The 18,423-nt window shown below is 68.8% G+C and carries 17 protein-coding genes; 7 read left to right on the top strand and 10 right to left on the bottom strand.

Features of this window, described 5'->3' with window-relative positions; translation table 11 throughout:
• Window positions 1–180: 180 nt before the first annotated feature.
• Genes AB0N61_RS16160 through AB0N61_RS16150 form a run of 3 tightly spaced genes read right to left on the bottom strand, consistent with a single transcriptional unit; the run spans window position 181 to window position 2,620 of the window.
• Window positions 181–981: an ABC transporter permease subunit gene (locus tag AB0N61_RS16160; protein WP_363365374.1), complete on the bottom strand. Its 801-nt coding sequence runs from the start codon at window positions 979–981 to the stop codon at window positions 181–183.
• Entirely contained in the window at window positions 978–1,967 is a 990-nt protein-coding gene (locus tag AB0N61_RS16155; protein ID WP_363365373.1) for an ABC transporter ATP-binding protein, read from the bottom strand. Before AB0N61_RS16155 ends, AB0N61_RS16160 begins: the two co-directional genes overlap by 4 nt.
• Entirely contained in the window at window positions 1,964–2,620 is a 657-nt protein-coding gene (locus AB0N61_RS16150) for a TetR family transcriptional regulator (protein ID WP_363365372.1), read from the bottom strand. The genes AB0N61_RS16155 and AB0N61_RS16150 overlap by 4 nt, the downstream gene beginning before the upstream one ends.
• A gap of 60 nt (window positions 2,621–2,680) precedes the next feature.
• Here AB0N61_RS16150 and AB0N61_RS16145 point away from each other — a divergent pair, with 60 nt between their 5' ends.
• The 6 genes from AB0N61_RS16145 (at window position 2,681) to AB0N61_RS16120 (ending at window position 11,746) form a co-directional block, all read left to right on the top strand.
• Window positions 2,681–3,796 (top strand): methyltransferase, encoded by a 1,116-nt coding sequence (locus AB0N61_RS16145; protein ID WP_363365370.1) that lies wholly within the window; start codon window positions 2,681–2,683, stop codon window positions 3,794–3,796.
• 343 nt (window positions 3,797–4,139) lie between these two features.
• Entirely contained in the window at window positions 4,140–5,444 is a 1,305-nt protein-coding gene (locus tag AB0N61_RS16140) for a glycine betaine/L-proline ABC transporter ATP-binding protein (protein WP_363365369.1), read from the top strand.
• Window positions 5,444–6,466 carry a proline/glycine betaine ABC transporter permease gene (locus AB0N61_RS16135; RefSeq protein WP_363365368.1) on the top strand — a complete coding sequence of 341 codons (1,023 nt, stop codon included), beginning with the start codon at window positions 5,444–5,446 and terminating at the stop codon, window positions 6,464–6,466. Before AB0N61_RS16140 ends, AB0N61_RS16135 begins: the two co-directional genes overlap by 1 nt.
• An 80-nt stretch (window positions 6,467–6,546) precedes the next feature.
• Window positions 6,547–7,464, top strand: coding sequence for a glycine betaine ABC transporter substrate-binding protein (locus tag AB0N61_RS16130; RefSeq protein WP_167947285.1), 918 nt, complete (start codon window positions 6,547–6,549; stop codon window positions 7,462–7,464).
• Between the two features lie 334 nt (window positions 7,465–7,798).
• Window positions 7,799–10,096 (top strand): GEVED domain-containing protein, encoded by a 2,298-nt coding sequence (locus tag AB0N61_RS16125; RefSeq protein ID WP_363365367.1) that lies wholly within the window; start codon window positions 7,799–7,801, stop codon window positions 10,094–10,096.
• Between the two features lie 177 nt (window positions 10,097–10,273).
• Window positions 10,274–11,746 (top strand): lipase maturation factor family protein, encoded by a 1,473-nt coding sequence (locus AB0N61_RS16120; RefSeq protein WP_363365366.1) that lies wholly within the window; start codon window positions 10,274–10,276, stop codon window positions 11,744–11,746.
• Window positions 11,747–11,953: 207 nt separating this feature from the next.
• Here the strand turns inward: AB0N61_RS16120 and AB0N61_RS16115 are convergent, their stop codons facing one another.
• The 6 genes from AB0N61_RS16115 to AB0N61_RS16090 all read right to left on the bottom strand — a co-directional run bounded on the left by AB0N61_RS16115 (window position 11,954) and on the right by AB0N61_RS16090 (window position 16,683).
• Complete coding sequence (locus tag AB0N61_RS16115; RefSeq protein WP_363365365.1) at window positions 11,954–12,721, bottom strand: ABC transporter permease; 768 nt, start codon at window positions 12,719–12,721, stop codon at window positions 11,954–11,956.
• On the bottom strand, window positions 12,718–13,503 hold the full coding sequence (locus tag AB0N61_RS16110) for an ATP-binding cassette domain-containing protein (RefSeq protein ID WP_363365364.1): 786 nt from the start codon (window positions 13,501–13,503) through the stop codon (window positions 12,718–12,720). Before AB0N61_RS16110 ends, AB0N61_RS16115 begins: the two co-directional genes overlap by 4 nt.
• Window positions 13,500–13,871 carry a DUF1048 domain-containing protein gene (locus AB0N61_RS16105; RefSeq protein WP_167947276.1) on the bottom strand — a complete coding sequence of 124 codons (372 nt, stop codon included), beginning with the start codon at window positions 13,869–13,871 and terminating at the stop codon, window positions 13,500–13,502. The genes AB0N61_RS16110 and AB0N61_RS16105 overlap by 4 nt, the downstream gene beginning before the upstream one ends.
• Before the next feature lies 1 nt (window position 13,872).
• On the bottom strand, window positions 13,873–14,238 hold the full coding sequence (locus AB0N61_RS16100) for a PadR family transcriptional regulator (protein ID WP_363365362.1): 366 nt from the start codon (window positions 14,236–14,238) through the stop codon (window positions 13,873–13,875).
• A gap of 255 nt (window positions 14,239–14,493) precedes the next feature.
• Window positions 14,494–15,819, bottom strand: a complete 1,326-nt coding sequence (locus AB0N61_RS16095) for a threonine/serine exporter family protein (protein ID WP_363365361.1) — start codon at window positions 15,817–15,819, stop codon at window positions 14,494–14,496.
• A 132-nt stretch (window positions 15,820–15,951) separates the two neighbouring features.
• Complete coding sequence (locus AB0N61_RS16090; protein ID WP_363365360.1) at window positions 15,952–16,683, bottom strand: SGNH/GDSL hydrolase family protein; 732 nt, start codon at window positions 16,681–16,683, stop codon at window positions 15,952–15,954.
• A gap of 41 nt (window positions 16,684–16,724) precedes the next feature.
• Between AB0N61_RS16090 and AB0N61_RS16085 the strand changes: the two genes are divergently transcribed.
• Window positions 16,725–17,192 (top strand): cytochrome C5, encoded by a 468-nt coding sequence (locus tag AB0N61_RS16085; protein WP_363365359.1) that lies wholly within the window; start codon window positions 16,725–16,727, stop codon window positions 17,190–17,192.
• A gap of 1 nt (window position 17,193) precedes the next feature.
• Here AB0N61_RS16085 and AB0N61_RS16080 read toward each other — a convergent pair whose 3' ends face one another.
• On the bottom strand, window positions 17,194–18,195 hold the full coding sequence (locus tag AB0N61_RS16080; RefSeq protein ID WP_363365357.1) for a magnesium and cobalt transport protein CorA: 1,002 nt from the start codon (window positions 18,193–18,195) through the stop codon (window positions 17,194–17,196).
• Window positions 18,196–18,423 lie beyond the last annotated feature (228 nt).

Raw genomic sequence — 18,423 nt, 5'->3', positions numbered from 1 at the left:
TGCGCATGGCAAACGGCTGTTTCGGGTGCGTTTTTGGCCCCGCAGGGGTGGGGCGACGCGTTTCTGGCCCCGCACGGGTCAGCGCGATGCGGAACTGGCCCCGCACGGGCAGCGCATCGCACCCCGCTCGCCGCACCACGACCACCACCAGGCGGGCAGGGCGACTCGAACCGCGACGCGTCAGCCCCGCAGGTCCCTGGCGCGCAGCGCGAGTACCGACGCGACGACGAACGCGACACCGAGTCCCCACGTGAGAGCCAGCCCGCCGGCATCCGCGCCCTCGGCGAGGGGCGACTGCTGATACACCCACGCGTAGGGCGACAGCGCGTTCAGCCAGTCGAGGTCGTCGGACTGCTTCGCCAGCGCCTGCAGGATGTACCCCACCACCGCGATCCCTGCGCCGATGCCGGTCGCCCAGATCCGCCGCCCGGTCGCGGCACCGGCGAGCAGGGCGGCGGATGCCGTGAGGAACGCGAGCCCGGTCAGCGCGGCGCTCGCCCCGACGATGCGCCAGCCCTCCAGCCCGAGTTCGGCCGAGTCGTTCAGCGCCCAGATGATGAGACCCGAGAAGGCGCCGAGCCAGAGCAGCCGCAGGAGCACGGCGAGGGCCGACTCGATGGCGTACTGGCCGCGACCGATGCCGTGCGCCAGGTCGAGCTCGGCCCGTCCGCTCTCCTCCGCTCCGGCGATGGCGGCCGAGCCCCAGAGCACCGCCGCGATCGTCGTCAGCAGGAAGCCCATCAAGCCGTAGAACGTGCTCTGTGTGTAGCCGGCGCCACTGGAGATCTGGTCGTACCCGATCGTCTCGACGAGCTCCTTCGGCAGCGCCGAGATGATGTCCTGCAGCTGCCCGTTGCCGCCGAGGCTCGGGTACAGCGGCAGATAGAGGAAGAGCACGGCCGCGAGGCCGAGCGTCCATCCGAGGAGACTCCGCCACGAGTCGCGCAGGGTGCGCCGGAACACGGGAAGGATGCTGTTCATCGCCCCGCCTCCCCGCCCCGCATCGCGCGTCGCGTGGGCGGCTCGGCGGCCGCATCGCCGCTGACGCGCGCGCCGCCATACAGCCGCAGCACGGACTCTTCGAGATCGGGCTCCTCCACGGTGAGGTCGCGCACCTCGAACGGTGCGAGCGCCTTGATGAACGGATCGATGGCGCCGTCGATCGTGCCCGACAGTTGCAGGGTGCCGTCGGCTTCGCGTGCGTCGATTCCGGAGAGTCCGGGCACCCGGTCGAAGAGCGCGCGTGCGGCTGCGGCATCCGTGATCGCGAGCTCGACGCGCACCCGGCGGATCGACCCCAGCCGCAGTGAGGCGACGTCGCCGTCGGCGACCACGCGTCCGTTCGCGAGCACCGCGACCTCGTCGGCCGTCTGCTGGATCTCGCTGAGCACGTGCGAACTCAGCAGCACGGTCTGCCCGGCGTCCTTCGCCTCCCGCACCATCTGCAGGAACTCGCGCTGCACGAGGGGGTCGAGCCCGCTGGTGGGTTCGTCGAGGATCAGCAGCTCGGGCCGGTGCATGAACGCCTGGATCAGTCCGACCTTCTGCTTGTTGCCCTTCGACAGGGTGCGCACCGGGCGGCTCAGATCGACGCCGAGGCGGTCGGCGAGGTCGCGCGCGACGCGAAGGGTGCCGGCGGCGTCGCGGTCGCCCGAGACCTGCGCGTAGAACGACAGCATCCGGTGTCCGCTCGGGCGCCCCTCGAGGTGCAGCTCGCCGGGCACGTACCCGATGCGGCGACGCAGTGCGGCACCGCCGTGACGAGGGTCTTCACCCAGCACCCGCACGGCACCGGACGACGGGCGGATGACGTCGACCAGCGTGCGCAGTGTCGTGGTCTTGCCCGCGCCGTTGGGTCCGATCAGCCCGAACACCGTCCCTGGCCGCACCCGCAGGTCGAGCTCGTGCAGGGCCACGCGGCTGCCGTAGCGCTTGTGCAGTCGGTGGATCTCGATCGTGTCGGTCATGACGCGTCTCCTTCCGAGGTGTCGCCGTCGGCGGCGAGTGCATCTCGTGCTCCGTCGAGCAGCGAGGACGTGGAGTAGATGCCGTGGGTGAGCAGTTCGAGGGTCGGCAGCGTCGTGCGTCGCAGGCCGGCGGGGCTCAGTTGATCGGTGCCCAGCGTGCGGGCGATCTGGGCGCGCATGACGACCGGGCCGAGACCGATCAGCGTGACGAGCAGAGTGGTCATCTCGGGATCGCTCATCGGCTCGAGCATCTCGGCGTCGCGTTGCTCGGCGAGCACGTCGCGGGTTCGTGCGAGGAAGCTGTCGAACAGTCGATCGGCCGCCGGCGAGCCGTCGACCAGCATCCGCGCCAGGTAGTCGATGTACGGCCCGAATCGGCCGAGGTCGTTCAGCGCGGTGCGGATGCGGTCGCTGGTCGGCGCCGTGATGAGGTCGTGCTCTTCATCGGTGAACACGCTCACGACGTAGTCGTCGCACTCCGTGCGCAGGGCGTTCTTGTCGCCGAAGTGATGCACGATCAGCGCGGCGCTGACTCCGGCCTCGGTGGCGATCGCGCGAAGGCTGGTGGCATCGAATCCGTTGCGCGCGAAGGCGGCGATGGCTGTGTCGCGGATGCGGGCACGAGCGGTGAGATCGTCGGAAGCTGAACGCATGTACAGCAGACTAAACGCCTGTTCAGTCGGCGTCAAGGGGCGGGCTTCTAGGCTGGAGCGGTGGACTTCCCCTTCAGCCGCCTGCGCCGCTGGCCCGATGTCGAGGCCGACAACCTGCAGGCCCACGACGCGACCGATCTGCTGCTCGTCGAGCGCGCGCTGGCGTCGGGGCTCGGCGGATCCGAGATCGCGGTGATCGGCGATGACTACGGGGCGATCACGCTCGCGCTCACGGATGCCGGACTCGACGGCATCCGGGTGCATCAGGACCTCGCGACCGGGCGACGAGCGCTCGCTCGCAATGCCGAGGAGCTCGGGCTGTCGGCGTTCTCTGCGCACGAGCTCGACGCCACTCTGCTCGACGGTGCGCGGCTCGTGCTGCTGCAGCTGCCCAAGGCGCTCGCCGAACTCGAGGAGATCGCCGACGCCGTCGCCCGCTGGGCCGCCCCGGACGTCGTGCTCGTCGCCGGCGGTCGGGTGAAGCACATGACCATCGCGCAGAATGACGTGCTCGGAGGCCGCTTCGCGCAGGTGCAGGCGCAGCGCGCCGAGCGGAAGTCGCGCCTGGTCGTGGCGACCGAGGCGGTGCCGGTGCCCGCTGAGCCACCGTTCCCGGTGACGGAGCAGCACGATGGACTCGTGCTCGTGGCGCACGGCGGCGCCTTCGCCGGGCCGAGACTCGACATCGGCACCCGGGTTCTGCTCGGCGTGCTCGACGGCACGGGAGCATCGTCGAGGCCGGCCCCGACCGTCGTCGACCTGGGCTGCGGAACCGGCGCGCTCGCCGCCTCCTATGCCCTCGCGCACCCGGAATCACGCGTGATCGCGACCGACAGATCCGCCGCGGCCGTCGCCTCTGCCCGCGCGACCATGGTCGCGAACGGCATCGCGGATCGCGTCGTCGTCATGCACGACGACGCCGGCTCGGAGATCGCCGACGCGAGCGTCGACACCGTGCTGCTCAACCCGCCCTTCCACCTCGGCAGCAGCGTGCACACCGGCGCGGCGACGCGCCTGTTCGAGGCTGCCGCCCGCATCCTCCGCCCCGGCGGCGAGCTGTTCACGGTCTACAACTCCTCGCTCGGTTACCGCGCCGAACTGACCCGCCTGATCGGGGTCACGGAGCAGCTCGAGCGCACTCCGAAGTTCACGGTCACGCGCAGCATCCGCCGCTGACGGCGCGCGGGGATTCGCACGCCCACGCGCACTCCGAAACCCGCGCAATCCCCCGGTCAGCCGACGAAACTGAACGGCGATAGGAATGGCGGATTTGCCCCTGACCGGCCATTTCGTTACGTTGGTTGGTGGGCCTGACGGCCCGAAGACCAGTCCGCGACCACGTCCTTCTTTCGAATGTGCTGTGCTGCGAAGAGGCGTGGACGTACGGTCGATGCTCTATCGCGGTGGATCCGAAATCCGCCGTCCGCGCCGCCACAGCACCACGTCGAAACGGCCGGGAGGATCACCCGGGCGCAACCGAAGCAGGCTCAGCCACCCGAAGGCGAGCCGCAGGGGAAACGTGTCCGAAATCGCTCTTGAAGCGCGCAATCTGTACAAGGTGTTCGGGAAGAATCCGAGCAGTGCCGTCCGTCGACTCAAGGCCGGTGAGAGCAGATCCACCGTCAGCGACGCAGGAACCGCCGCCGTCATCGACGCCAGTTTCACCGTCAACCGTGGCGAGATCTTCGTGATCATGGGCCTCTCCGGCTCCGGCAAGTCGACGATCATCCGCATGCTCAACGGCCTGCACGAGGCGACCGACGGATCCGTCATCGTGAACGGCGACCCCATCACGGGCATCCCGACGTCGCGACTGCGGGAGATCCGCCGCGACCGCGTCTCGATGGTGTTCCAGCACTTCGCACTGCTGCCGCATCGCACGGTCGCCGCGAACGTCGCCTACCCCCTCGAACTCAAGGGCGTCGGCAAAGACGAGCGACTGAAGAAGGCCGAGGAGATCCTCACCCTGGTGGGTCTCGAGGGCCAGGCCGACAAGCTGCCGTCCGAGCTCTCGGGCGGCATGCAGCAGCGCGTCGGCATCGCCCGTGCGCTCGCCGCCGACTCCGACATCCTGCTCATGGACGAGGCGTTCAGCGCGCTCGACCCGCTCATCCGTCGCGAGATGCAGGAGCAGCTCCTCGAACTGCAGGAGAAGCTGCAGAAGACCATCGTCTTCATCACCCACGACCTCAACGAGGCCATGTTCCTCGGCGACCGCATCGCCGTGATGCGCGACGGTCGCATCGTGCAGATCGGCACGCCGGAGGACATCCTCACCGACCCGGCCAACGACTACGTCGAGCAGTTCGTGCAGGACGTCGACCGTGCTCGCGTGCTCACCGCCGCGAACGTCATGGAGCGTCCGCGCCCGGTCGTCGCCGACACCGCCGGCCCGCGCACGGCTCTTCGCCAGATGCGCGACGCCTTCATGTCGGCCACCTATGTCACCGGTCGCGACCGCAGGCTGCTCGGCATCGTCACCGACCGCGATGCGGTGAAACTCGTGCGCAAGGGCGTGACGACCCTCGATTCGATCATCAAGCCGGTGCCCCAGAGCGTCAGCCAGGACGAGGTGCTGATGAACCTGTTCATCCCCTCGGTCGAATCGCCGCTGCCCCTGGCCGTGGTGGATGCCGAAGGACGCCTCGTCGGCGTGATCCCGCGCATCACCCTGCTCGCGGCTCTGGGCCCCGGGCCCGGTGCGACGGGCGAGCTCACCCTGCCGCTGATGCCCATGCCGCAGGCCGAGATCGATGCCGTGCTCGATGACGGATGGACGGCCGAGCCGCAGCCGGTCGGAGCCACGACGGAGGAGGTGCGCTGATGGACGGTTTCCGCATTCCCCTCGGCAGCTGGGTCGCAACCGGGGTCGACTGGATCAAGACCAACCTCGACGGTCTGCTCGACGTCGTCTCGTTCGTCGTCAGCTTCCTGGTCGACGGTCTCACTCGCGCGCTGCTCAGCCCGCACTTCGTGGTCATCATCGTGATCGCGGCTCTCATCGCCTGGCTCGTGCGCTCGTGGCAGCTCGCGATCGGCACGGTCGTCTCGTTCGGGCTGATCGTGGCCATGGGCCTCTGGGTGCCTGCCATGCAGACGCTGGCGCTCGTGCTCGTCGCCGCCGTCATCGCGGTTCTGATCGCCGTGCCGCTGGGCATCTGGTCGGCCCGCAACGCCACGGTCCGCGCGGTCCTCAAGCCCGTGCTCGACTTCATGCAGACCATGCCCGCGTTCGTCTATCTGATCCCGGCCATCGTGTTCTTCAGCATCGGCGTCGTGCCCGGACTCGTCGCCACCGTGATCTTCGCGCTTCCTCCGGGCGTGCGATTGACCGAGCTCGGCATCCGCGGGGTCGACGCCGAGACGGTCGAGGCCGGCCAGGCCTTCGGCGCCAAGCCGGGGCAGATCCTGCGCGGCATCCAGCTTCCGCTCGCGATGCCGACGATCCTCGCCGGCGTCAACCAGGTCATCATGCTCGCGCTGTCGATGGCGGTCATCGCCGGAATGGCGGGCGCAGACGGCCTCGGAAAGATCGTCGTCGAGGCGATCTCGACCATCAACATCGCCAAGGGCGTCGAGGCGGGTCTGGGCGTCGTGCTCATCGCCGTGTTCCTCGACCGCGTCACCGCGGCGCTGGGCGACCTCGGCAGCAACCGCTCGTCGCTGCTCGGCATGCTCGAGCGGCGCCGCACGCAGAGGCGCCTCGCCGCCGCATCCACGCCGGCCCAGCCGACGGCATCCGTCCCCGCAACGGCCGAGGCAGCCGATGCGAAGGATGCCGACGCTGAGGCCGAGCGCCTGAAGGCCTCCCCGCGTCGCGCCCCCGTCGGCGGCGGCGTGCACTGACTCATCCCTCCCGCAAGAGAACGCAACACCGCAGTACACAGCAGCACAGCACCTATATATACGGAACGAGAGAGACACACATGAAGAAGAAGTTCCTGACGATCGCGGCCATCGGAGCAGCAGCGACCCTGACCCTTGCCGGATGCAGCGGCGACGGCATGGGCGGCACCGGAGGCGGCACGGGCGGCGGAGACACCGGATCGGGCGACAAGGGCACGATCACGCTGGGCTTCCTGCCCTCGTGGACCGACGGACTCAGCACGGCATACCTGCTGCAGGACCAGCTCGAGAAGATCGGCTACACCGTCGAGATGAAGACGCTCACCGAGGCCGGCCCGCTCTACACGGGTCTCGCCCAGGGCGACGTCGACATCTACCCGTCGGCCTGGCCCGAGCTGACGCACGCCGAGTACATGAAGACCTACGGCGAAGACATCGAGGACCTCGGTGCCTACTACGACAACGCGAAGCTGACCATCGCGGTTCCGGAGTACTCCGACCTGAACTCGATCGAGGATCTCGCGGGCCAGAGCGCCGCGCTCGACGGCAAGATCTACGGCATCGAGCCCGGTGCCGGATTGACCGCGCAGACGCAGAAGATGATGCCCGAGTACGGCCTCGACAGCGAGTACGAGCTCGTCACCTCGTCGACCGCGGCGATGCTCACCGAGCTGAAGTCGGCGACCGACAAGCAGGAGGACATCGTCGTGACGCTCTGGCGTCCGTTCTGGGCCAACGACGCCTTCCCGCTGAAGGACCTCGAAGACCCGAAGGGCGCGATGGGCGAGTCCGAGGCCCTGCACTTCCTGGGCACGAAGGGCTTCGCCGAGGAGTTCCCCGAGGCCGCCGAGCTGATCGAGCAGATCCGACTCGACGACGAGCAGTACGGCTCGCTCGAGGACATGGTCGTGAACGAGTACGGCGAGGGCAACGAAGCGGATGCCATCGACGCGTGGCTCGAGGAGCACGGCGACGACTTCGACTGGGTCGTGAGCTGACCTGACGCACTGAGCTGATTCCGCCCGCGGTTCGGGCGGACTTCTCCGCGATGGGCGGGGGATCCGTGATGGATCCTCCGCCCATCGGTGTCTTCACCGCCGGATGCGTCTGTCGCCCGCTCGGCCTGTCGACGCTCGGCCTGTCGCCGTATCGATGTACCGAAACAGCGCCGTCGAGCCCTCGTCACGAACATCCCCGGCCTCCGTCCTGTGAGGTGCCGTCGAAAGATCGACGACACTCCAGACATGCGTCGCCGGGGCGGAATGCCGCGTGCGTCGGTCCGTCGCACGGATCGCGATCTCCCGCGGGCATGTCCCTGTGATTGAGGAAGCGATGACAGCACCAGCCCCCGCATCCGCACGTGTACCCCAGAGGCGCCACCGCCTGCGAGCGCTCTCGGGCCTCGCGCTGATCGGTGTGATCCTGCTCTCGGGAGGACTCCCGATGACGCAGGAGCCCGCCGAGGCCGTGGAGGATGCGACCAGCACGACCCGCACCGCCACCACCGCGACGATGAACTACCGCGGTGGGGTCACCGCCACGCTGACGCTCGCCCCCTCGACGACGCAGTACGGAAGCGCGGGCGTGCAGTTCCTGACCACGACCCCGCACTCCGGATACGGTGCGACGCCGGCCATGTTCGCTCCGGGGCTGGACCCGGCGAACACGCCGACGGTGGGTCTCGAGGCCTACGCCGGCATGTGCGGCGGCCTCGACTACACCGGGTTCTGCCCGGGAAACGGCACGCTGACGGTCGCGTTCAACCGACCCGTCACCGATCCGATCCTCGACATCTCGGGACTCGGCGGCTACGCCCAGTGCTCCGAGAAGAAGAACTCGTCCGAGACGTACTGCAACATCATCACGGGCAACGGCCTCACCGTCGGGACGAACGCCGACGGTGATCGCACGGCGGCGGGGTGGATCGCCATGCAGCTCGACATCGTCACCCCGGGCGTGACGTTCTCGGCGTTCGCGGGAGCGCAGAACTTCCAGACCACCCCGACGACCCTGACCACCGTGTCGAAGTCGAGCGGGTCGCGATGCGACACGATCCTGCCTGACGCCGCAGAGCTGGGCGGGCGCACCATGACCAGCACGTCTCTCGCCGGGTGCGGATCGGTCGCGCTGAAGGGAACGTTCCAGACCGTCACGTTCAGCCTCGGCACGCACATCCAGCGGGCGCCGGTCGCCGACGGCTGGGCGAGCGGCTACAACACCGCCGACCTGGGCACGAGACTCGCCGATCTCTTCCGGCTCTCGATCCGCCTGCACGAGGACATGGGCGATGCGCCGAGCAGCTACGACGCGGCTCAGGCGGCGGTGCACGTGCAGGGCCCGCTGCGCCTGGGCGCGGGCATCACCTCGGATGCCGATGCGACGGCCAAGCCGACGCTGTCGCCGAACGCCGGAGCGGGCGCCTCGCTCGACACGGACGACGCGATCGCCGACGGCATCCGGGCGCCGCGCGCGATCCGCGGCACCGCGTATTCGCTGCCGATCCCGCTGTCGGGCACCACGTCGCCCGGCACGGTCGCCGGATGGATCGACTTCAACAAGAACGGCACGTTCGATGCGACCGAGCGGGTGCAGGCCGCGTTCCTCGCCGGTGCGACGTCCGTGAACCTCGCGTGGACGGTGCCGGGAACGGCCGTCGTCGGCGACACCTACCTGCGGCTGCGCGCCTCTTTCACGGCATCCGAGGTGACCGATCCCCGCGGCATCTCGCAGTCGGGTGAGGTCGAGGACTACATCCTCACCCTCGCCGCGGCCGCCCCGGCGATCGAGGTCGTCAAGCTCGTGAACGGCGACGACGCGAACACCGCTCCGGGGGTCGCCGTCGACGCCGGGTCGGCGATGGCCTTCGAGTTCCGGGTGAAGAACACCGGCAACGTCGTGCTGACCGCCGTGCAGCTGGCAGACGACGTCATCGCCGCTGCCTCGATCCTTCCGATCGGCGCGTGGGACGGCACGCTCGATCCGGGGGAGTCGGTCGTGTTCGCCGCGACGTACCCGGCGCCGACCACGGGCGGCGCGCTGCACCGGAACACGGCGACCGCCTCAGGGCAGCCGGCGTCGGGCGGAGCGCGGGTCACCGACACCGATTCCGCACACGCGACCACGCGCGAGGTGCTGGCGTCGATCATCGTCGAGAAGCTCGGCGAAGACGTCAACGGCGACTGGGTGCGGATGGACGGCTCGGGCTTCCGTCTGCTCGCAGACTCCGCAGGACGCCCTGGTGCGCCGGTGACTCCGGGATTGATCGCGGGGACCGAGGTCGGGGTGTTCACCGCGGCGGGTCTGCGCCCCGGCGCCTACTGGCTCGAAGAGACCATGGCGCCCGACGGCTTCGCGCTTCTCGCCGAACCGGTGAAGATCATCGTGTCGGCGGCCGGGGCAGTGTCGATCGCCGACGGGCAGTCGAGTCCGCAGGTCACCCTGGCGGGCAGCACGCTGTCGGTGCGGGACGTGCCCGTGTTCGAGCTGCCTGCGGCGGGCGGCACGGGGTCGCAGGGCTTCACGCTCACCGGAAGTCTGCTGATCGCACTCGCGATCGCCGGCGCGGTCGTGGTCGAGGTCCGTCGTGCCCGACGCGGCCGACGCGAGGAAGTGCTCGACACCGTCGGCTGACCGGGTCACGTGCTGTGGGCTGCTCGGCCCGCCCTTTCGGGAGGAGTTCGCCCTCTCGGGAGGAGGATTCGCGGCGGATCCTCCTCCCGAAGCGCATCTCGCCTCCCGACGGAGCGCCGCCGCCCGCCCCGCGCAAGCCCCTCTTCGGCACCTCGCCTCCGGGGCTAGCCTGTGGCCGTGGACGGGTTCGCGGCGGTCGACTTCGGGTTCGCCCGTGAGGTTCTGCAGAGGGGCATCGCGGCGCTGTACCTCGTCGCGTTCATCTCGACCCTGAACCAGTTCCGGCCGCTGCTCGGCGAGCACGGGCTGCTGCCCGCGCCGGGGCTGCTCGACTGGGTCGGGCAGAAGAAGTCACGGCGGCGGATGCTGCATCCGACCCTCTTCCTCCGCATCCGATACTCCGATCAGCGACTCGCGCTGCTGTGCTGGGCCGGGATCATCGTGTCGGCCGTGCTGTTCGTCGGCATCCCGCAGTGGGGTCCGCCCTGGGTGCCGATGCTCTGCTTCCTCGCGCTCTGGCTCGGATACATGTCGGTGGTCAGCATCGGTCAGACCTTCTACTCGTTCGGCTGGGAGATGCTGCTGCTCGAGGCGGGGTTCTTGGCGGCCTTCCTCGGGTCGAACGACCAGCCGCCGCCGACCGTGGTGATCGTGCTGTTCTGGTGGCTGCTGTTCCGGGTCGAGTTCGGTGCGGGCATGATCAAGATCCGCGGCGGTCGCGAGTGGCGTGATCTCACGGCGCTCATGTACCACCACGAGACGCAGCCGATGCCCGGGCCGCTCAGCAGGCAGGCCCATCTGCTGCCCCGGTGGTTCCATCGCGCCGAGGTCGTCGGCAATCACTTCGCCCAGCTCGTGGTGCCCTTCTTCGTCTTCGCGCCGCTGCTGTCGGTGTGGATCCCCGGCCCTGTTCCGCAGATCGTCGGCGCGGTCGCCGCGGCCATCATGATCGCGACGCAGCTCTGGCTCGTGGCGACGGGCAACTTCGCGTGGCTGAACTGGGTGACGATCGTCATCGCGTTCTCGGCGATCGGGATTCCGGGGGTGGGCGCTGCACCGCGCGTCGATGCGCTGGAGGACTCGCTGTGGCCCGGCATCCCGCTGTACTGGTTCGTGATCACGGCGGCGGTGGGCCTGCTGGTCTCGGTGCTCAGCGGTCCCGCGCTGCGCAATCTGTTCGCGCGCCGGCAGCTGATGAACGCGAGCTTCAACAGGTGGCAGATCGGCAACGCCTATGGTGCGTTCGGCACCGTCACGACGCAGCGGGTCGAGATCGTCGTCGAAGGATCCGTCGACGACGACGGCCTGCTGTGGCGCGAATACGAGTTCAAGGGAAAGCCGGGCGATGTGCGCCGCGTTCCGGGTCAGTTCGCGCCGTACCACCTGCGACTGGACTGGCTGATGTGGTTCCTGCCGCTCGGCCGCTCGCTCGACGACTGGTTCACCGTGTTCCTGCTGCGGCTGCTCGAGGCGGATGCTTCGACTCTCGCCCTGCTGCGGTCCGACCCGTTCGACGGGCAGCCGCCGCGCTGGGTGCGCGCCGTGTCATATCGCTACCGTTTCGCGACGCGTGCCGAAAGACGCGACGGCGCCGGGGTGTGGGTGCGCACGCGGCAGTCGGTCGTGCTCGGTCCGCTCGGGCTGCGATAGCGGCGTCGCCGCTCGTGGTGCTCACCTCGTCGGGAGGAGAACACGGCCTCGGGAGGAGATTCGGAGCAGAATCCTCCTCCCGACGCGGAGATCTCCTCCCGGCGCGACCACGCGACCACGCGACCTCCCGAGCCCGACGCCGAGCGCGGCGAAACGCCCCGGCCGGGCGCGGGGCCCGGACGGAGCGTTCCGTCTCACTGCAGACGTTCAACTGACCTTCTTGCGGTAGGAGATGATCGCGAACACGTAGGCGACGACCAGGATGCCGACGCACCAGGCGAGAGCGACCCAGATGTCGGTGCCGACGGGCTGCTCGGCGAACAGCGCCTGGATGGTGTCGACGATCGAGGTGACGGGCTGGTGCTCGGCGAACCACTGCACCGGACCCGGCATCGTCTCGGTCGGCACGAAGGCCGAGCTGATGAACGGCAGGAAGATCAGCGGATACGAGAACGCACTCGCCCCGTCGACCGTCTTGGCGTTGAGCCCGGCGATGATCGCGAGCCACGTGAGCGCCAGGGTGAACAGCGTCAGGATGCCGATGACGCCGAGCCACGCCCACACGCTCGCCCCGGTGCGGAATCCCATCAGGAATCCGACCGCGAAGATGATCGCCAGGGTGATGGCGTTCGCGGTCAACGACGTCAGCACGTGCGCCCACAGCACGCTCGATCGCGCGATCGGCATGGAGTGGAAGCGCTCGAAGATGCCGCTCTGCATGTCGGTGAACAGCCGGAACGCGGTGTAGGCGATGCCGGATGCGATCGCGATCAGCAGGATGCCCGGCAGCAGGTAGTTCACATAGTTGTCGACCCCGGTGCTCGGCTGCAGAGCGCCACCGAAGACGTAGACGAACAGCAGCATCAGCGCGATCGGCGTGACGGCGGTGGTGATGATGGTGTCGGGGCTGCGGAAGATGTGCCGCATCGAGCGGCCGGTGAGCGTCGCCGTGTCGGCGGCGAAGTGCGTGCTCATGCGGCGTTCTCCTTTCCGGGGGTCGACCCTGACTTCGGGCCGATGAGGGTGAGGAAGACCTCCTCGAGGGTGGGCTGCTTCTCGACGTACTCGACCTTGGCCGCGGGGAGCAGCCGCTTGAGGTCGGCGAGGGTGCCGTTGGCGATGATCCGACCCTCGTGGAGGATCGCGATGCGGTCGGCCAGCTGCTCGGCCTCATCGAGGTACTGCGTGGTGAGCAGCACGGTCGTGCCGGTGTCCGCGAGCCTCTTCACCACGTCCCACACTTCGATGCGAGCCTCGGGGTCGAGGCCGGTGGTCGGCTCGTCGAGATAGATGACCTCGGGGTGACCGACGAGGCTCATCGCGATGTCGAGGCGACGACGCATGCCGCCCGAGTACGTGCCGACCTTGCGGGCGCCGGCATCCGTCAGCCGGAACGTCGCGAGCAGGTCGTCGGCCACCGCACCCGGATCGGACAGGTGGCGCAGCCGGGCGACGAGCACGAGGTTCTCGCGTCCCGTGAGGATCTCGTCGACCGCGGCGAACTGGCCGGTGAGGCTGATCCGCTGACGGACGCCGACGGGGTCGACGGCCACGTCGACGCCCCGCACGACGGCTGTTCCGGCATCCGACTTCAGCAGCGTGGAGAGGATGCGGACCATCGTGGTCTTGCCGGCGCCGTTCGAGCCGAGGAGGGCGAAGATCGTCCCCTTCTCGACCTCGAAGTCGACGCCGCGCAGCACGGGGAGGTCCTTGAAGGACTTCTCGATGCCGCGAACGGCGATCGCGGGTGCGTTCATGATCGTGACTCCTTCTTCTTCGCGTCGTCGACCGCCGCGTTCAGGCGGGCGCGCTCCTTGTCGATCCAGTGGGTTCCGCCGTAGGCCTCGGCGTAGGTCTCGGCGAACGAGACGGCGTCGTCTCCGACGATGTCGTCGATCGGGGTGCCGTCGATGGCGGCGCGCTCCCACAGGTCGGCGAGGTCGAGGAAGATCTGCACGAGGATGTCGCCGTCGGTGATGCCCCCGTAGTACATCGTGTAGCGGTGCTGGGCGTTGGCGACCGTGCGATACGGCTCGGGGAGGGCGTCGATGCGCTTCTTCGCATCGCGGTACTGCTTCTTCTGCTCGAGCGATCCGGTGAGCGCTTCGATCCACTTGGCGGCCATGTCAGTTCTCCTTGGTGTTCGTGTTCGTGTTCGTGTTCGTGTTCGTGTTCGTGTTCAGTCGTTCGATGTGCGCGGAGAGGAAGCTCCAGGTCTTCCAGAACTCCTCGAGCTCCAGCGTGCCCGCCGCGTTCAGCGAGTAGACCTTGCGCGGCGGACCCTTCTCGCTCGGCACCTTCTCGACGTCGACGAGCTTCTTCTGCTCGATGCGCACCAGCAGTGCATAGATCGTCCCCTCGGCGATGTCGGTGAACCCGTGATCGCGGATGCGGCTGGTGATCTCGTACCCATAGGCCGGCTGCTCGGCGAGAAGGGCCAGGACGATGCCCTCCAGGGTGCCCTTGAGCATCTCGGTCATCTGCTTGCCCATGAGAGCCTCCTTTCGTTGTTCGGTACTCAGTGTTGCTGGGTACCGGTACAAAGTAACACTGAGTACCGGTACTTAGCAAGACTGAATACTGATCTCCTGGGGACGGACCGCGCCTGCCGGTGTTCCGGTCGCACTTCGTGCCGCGCGCGCGTGAATCCGGCGGCGCGAACTGCGACCGGAGCGGGGTGATGGTCCGCGAACGGGCACGAACTGCGACCGGAGCGGGTGGGCGGGCTCCGCGAGCCGCAGACGCCCTCAGTCGTGCGTTCGCGCAGCGCGCCGCCAGGGGAGCAGCCGGTCGAGCAGTCGCCGTGGCCCCTCGGACACCGCGGCCGGCGGGGCGACGGCGAACTGCACGATCTCCTCGGCCCCACGGTGCACCAGCCGATACAGCGCAGTGCCGATGAGCACCCCGAGTGCGATCGACATGATCGAGAGCAGCGCGGTCATGAAGTCCGCGAAGCCGCCGTCGGTCGCGACGGCCTCGGTGAGACCGACCAGGCCGGCGGCGCCGGGGACCAGCAGCCAGAACGCCGGGAGGAAGGTGACCTGCACCGGAGCGCCGTGACGCAGTGAGGCGATCCAGAAGACGACGAGAGCCATCGCGACGGCTCCGAGGAACGCGCCCACAGTCGCACCCAGCAGCGCGGTGCCGACCAGCTGACCGGTATACGCGACGATCAGGGCGATGAGCACCCACCCGAATGTCGAGGCGGGCGCCGAGAAGTGCAGGTAGTTGCCCAGCGCGAAGACGAGGATGCCGATCAGCGCGACCCACCAGGGCAGGAAGGATTCCGCATCGAGCGGCTGATACGAGCGGGAATCGACGCCCGTGACCGTGCCAGCGGCGAGGATGCCGAAGGCCAGCAGCGCGAGCTGCACGAATCCGTAGATCAGACGCGAGGCGCCCGAGATCATCTGCCCCGCCGCGAGCTCGACGGTCGCCGTGGTCAGCACTCCCCCCGGCAGGAAGGTGACCAGCGGCGCGATGAGCAGGTGGATGGGATCGCCGATCTCGATGACCTCGGCGAGCAGGAACACCGCGCCGGCGCACAGGAACGCCGCCGCGATCGGCATCACGAGCTGCAGGGTGGGAGACCGCACGAGCTTGAGCAGTCCGATGCCTGCGCCCAGTGCGAAGGCGACGATCACGCCCTGCCAGGTGGGAGCGAGCAGCAGAGCCAGACCGGTGGTCAGCGCCGCGTGCCCGACGGTGCGGGTCACCCAGCCCAGTCGCGGTCGCATCGCGCCGATCTCGTTCAGCCGGCGGATGCCGTCGAGCGGCGACACCGAGGCGGTGCGCGCCTGCGCGATCAGCTCGTAGAGCGCCGCGATCTGGTCGAACCGGAAGGACGCGTTCGTGGCCGAGTGGATCGCCACCCGCGACTCCTCGTCATCGCCGGACTGCACCAGGATCACGGTCGGCAGCACCACGAAATCGATGTCGTCGACGCCATAGGCCCTGATGATCTCGGTCATCATGGTCGAGATGCGGTCGACCGACTCGGCTGAGGCATTCATGCCCTGCGCCAACCCGAGCAGGAACCGGCGCAGAGCAGAGCGGTCGGTGTCGATCGTCACGTCGCCGCGCCTGCGCTCGTCGCCACCACTTGAGACATGCCGCCACCCCGCCGTCGTCTGCGAATGCGCTCAGCGTATTGGCGTTCGGGGCGCTGCGGGAGGTGCTCTCACCCGGGCGGGGCGAGAAGCGGATCAGCCGTTCAGGCGAGCCATCGCGACCTGCGCCTCGAGCAGCGGCAGCGTGCGGTCGGCCTCGGGAGGCGGGCAGATGTCGAGGGCGTTCGCGAGTTCGAGAGCCAGCGCGGCGTGACCTGCGGCATTCGGATGGAACGGGTCGCCCATCAGGCCCCACGGCACGCCGCCGTTGCCGAGGTCGGTGAAGCGCGCGTGGTGGTCGACGGCGATCACGTCCTCGGATGCCGCGACGTCGCGCACCGCATCCGCGAACTCGGCGATGCGGGCGCGCTCCGGCGCGTTCGCCGTGTCTATCGTCGGCGGGGTCTGCAGCACCGGGACGGCGCCCAGCGCCCTGACCCGCACGACGAAGTCGCGCACCGAGCTGCCGTACTCGTCGGCGCCGATGACGGCGCGGGGCCCGCCGTCGGAGGCGTCGTTGGTGCCGATCATCAGGGTCACGAGATCGGGGCGCCACGACGCGACCCGGCGATCCCAGTCGTCGAGGATGTCGATGATCCGATTGCCGCTGATGGCGGTGTTGATGACGACGTCGCGCACGCGCCCGAGTTCTCCGCGGACCAGCTCGTGCAGATGCTCGGGATAGCTGCGGCCGCCCTGCGTGTGCAGCAGTCCGTGGGTGATCGAATCGCCCGTGATGACCCAGTTCAGCGGCTCGGCGCCGGCGAGCGATGCGGCGATGCGGCGGAGGTCGGATGCGGCGGAGGCGGGGGCGTCTGCATTCGGCACGCCCTAGAGCCTAGCTGCGGCGAGAGTGGAAGACTGGACCCATGGCCTCCCCACTGCTCGACACCCTCCTCGCCCGCGTCGTCGAGAGCGGGCTGCTCGACGATCCGGTCGCTGAGAACGGTCTCATCTACGGCCGGGCCACGATCGACGCCGCCGGCGCGGTCGTCACCGTCAACGTCGACCCCGAGCTCGAGGAGGACGAGGAGAGCCTCGATGTCGATGCGTTGATCGCGGCGATCACCCGCATCCTGTCGGTGTCGGAGTCGCGGTGGCGGGCCGTGATCGACGAGGTCGCCGACGACATCGACGAGGCCGTCGACGACGAGCCCGTGATCGAGCAGGTCGATCTGCGCGACGACCTCGAGGCCACATCCGCCGTCGTGTTCGCCGACGCCGTGCTGATCGCGTTCGACGCACCCAAGCAGTTCCCGGACTCCCGGATCCTGGTGCAGCTCGACGACGACCTCGAGGTCGCCAGCATCGAGGTGCGCGACCGCGACCTCGCCTGACTCACAACCACTTCTTGTACTTGAACACCCCGAAGAGGGCGACCGCGAAGGCCGCCATCGCGCCGATCGCCATCGGGTATCCGTGCACCCAGTGCAGCTCGGGCATGACGTCGAAGTTCATGCCGTAGACGGTTCCCACCAGGGTCGGAGCGAAGATGATCGCCGCCCACGAGGAGATCTTCTTGATCTCGTCGTTCTGGGCGAGGCTGGCGTCGGACTGCCGGCGGGCGACGAGGGCCGACTGCACGGTGAGGGCGTTCTCGAGGATCGCCCGGAACGAGTCGACCCGCTCGTTCACGCGGATGACGTGGTCGAGCACGTCGCGCAGCGAGCGCTGGAGCTCCTCGTCGATGCGGTACTTCTCGGATCCGCGGCGCAGCCATTCCAGCATCCCGGCGAGGGGGTGCACCGCGCGCTGGAAGTTGATGACCTCGCGCGAGAGCTCGTAGATGCGTCGCGAGAGGGCGTCGTCGTCGCTGTCGCCGAAGAGCTGGTCCTCGATCTCGTCGATGTCGTTGAGCAGTCCCGTCACGATGGGCTCGTACCCGTCGACGACCTCGTCGAGGATCGCGTAGAACACGGCCTCGGGTCCCATCGCGAGCAGCTCGGGGTGCGCCTCCATACGGCGCCGGACGGCGGCGAGGTCGGGCGATTCCGCGTGCCGGATCGTGACGACGAAGTCCGGACCCACGAACAGGTGCAGCTCGCCGAACTCGATCGACTCCTGCTCGTCGCGGTAGCGGGCGGGGCGCAGCACGGCGAAGAGAGTGTCGCCGTAGCGCTCGACCTTCGACCGCTGGTGGCCCGACAGCGCATCTTCGACGGCCAGCGGATGCAGGTCGAACTCGCGCGCGACCGACGCGACCTCCTGCGGGCTGGGACGGTAGAGTCCGATCCACGCGATGCCGCCGTGGGCGTCGAGCGACCGGTAGGTCTCGTCGAGGTTCTTCGGGGTCTCCACGCGACGTCCGTGGACGTACACGCCGTTGTCGATGAGGGCCATGGCTGGCTCCGTTCTCGCAGGCGCACGCCGAATCAGGGGGCGTGCGCAGTATTCGTCAGGGGGCGGATGACGCCGCCGACGGCTGCGGAGCAGGACGGGCAGGTGCGGAGGCGGGGCTCAACGCACGGATGCCGTCAGACGCGACGCAACGAAGGCGGCGTCGCAACTATCACCGGACATCGCCATCACCGCCTCTCGCGCTCTGAAGGGTCACACGACCCGGTGTGC

It is taken from the genome of Microbacterium sp. NPDC089320, from assembly GCF_040684875.1.
In the GTDB taxonomy this organism is placed as follows: domain Bacteria; phylum Actinomycetota; class Actinomycetes; order Actinomycetales; family Microbacteriaceae; genus Microbacterium.
This window is presented reverse-complemented; position numbering and strand designations above follow the sequence as displayed.

Bases quoted from the DNA above. Each gene is read 5' to 3' on its own strand.
- AB0N61_RS16160 (WP_363365374.1), bottom strand. From the start codon at position 981: ATGAACAGCATCCTTCCCGTGTTCCGGCGCACCCTGCGCGACTCGTGG.
- AB0N61_RS16155 (WP_363365373.1), bottom strand. From the start codon at position 1,967: ATGACCGACACGATCGAGATCCACCGACTGCACAAGCGCTACGGCAGC.
- AB0N61_RS16150 (WP_363365372.1), bottom strand. From the start codon at position 2,620: ATGCGTTCAGCTTCCGACGATCTCACCGCTCGTGCCCGCATCCGCGAC.
- AB0N61_RS16135 (WP_363365368.1), top strand. From the start codon at position 5,444: ATGGACGGTTTCCGCATTCCCCTCGGCAGCTGGGTCGCAACCGGGGTC.
- AB0N61_RS16130 (WP_167947285.1), top strand. From the start codon at position 6,547: ATGAAGAAGAAGTTCCTGACGATCGCGGCCATCGGAGCAGCAGCGACC.
- AB0N61_RS16125 (WP_363365367.1), top strand. From the start codon at position 7,799: ATGACAGCACCAGCCCCCGCATCCGCACGTGTACCCCAGAGGCGCCAC.
- AB0N61_RS16115 (WP_363365365.1), bottom strand. From the start codon at position 12,721: ATGAGCACGCACTTCGCCGCCGACACGGCGACGCTCACCGGCCGCTCG.
- AB0N61_RS16110 (WP_363365364.1), bottom strand. From the start codon at position 13,503: ATGAACGCACCCGCGATCGCCGTTCGCGGCATCGAGAAGTCCTTCAAG.
- AB0N61_RS16105 (WP_167947276.1), bottom strand. From the start codon at position 13,871: ATGGCCGCCAAGTGGATCGAAGCGCTCACCGGATCGCTCGAGCAGAAG.
- AB0N61_RS16100 (WP_363365362.1), bottom strand. From the start codon at position 14,238: ATGGGCAAGCAGATGACCGAGATGCTCAAGGGCACCCTGGAGGGCATC.
- AB0N61_RS16085 (WP_363365359.1), top strand. From the start codon at position 16,725: ATGGCCTCCCCACTGCTCGACACCCTCCTCGCCCGCGTCGTCGAGAGC.
- AB0N61_RS16080 (WP_363365357.1), bottom strand. From the start codon at position 18,195: ATGGCCCTCATCGACAACGGCGTGTACGTCCACGGACGTCGCGTGGAG.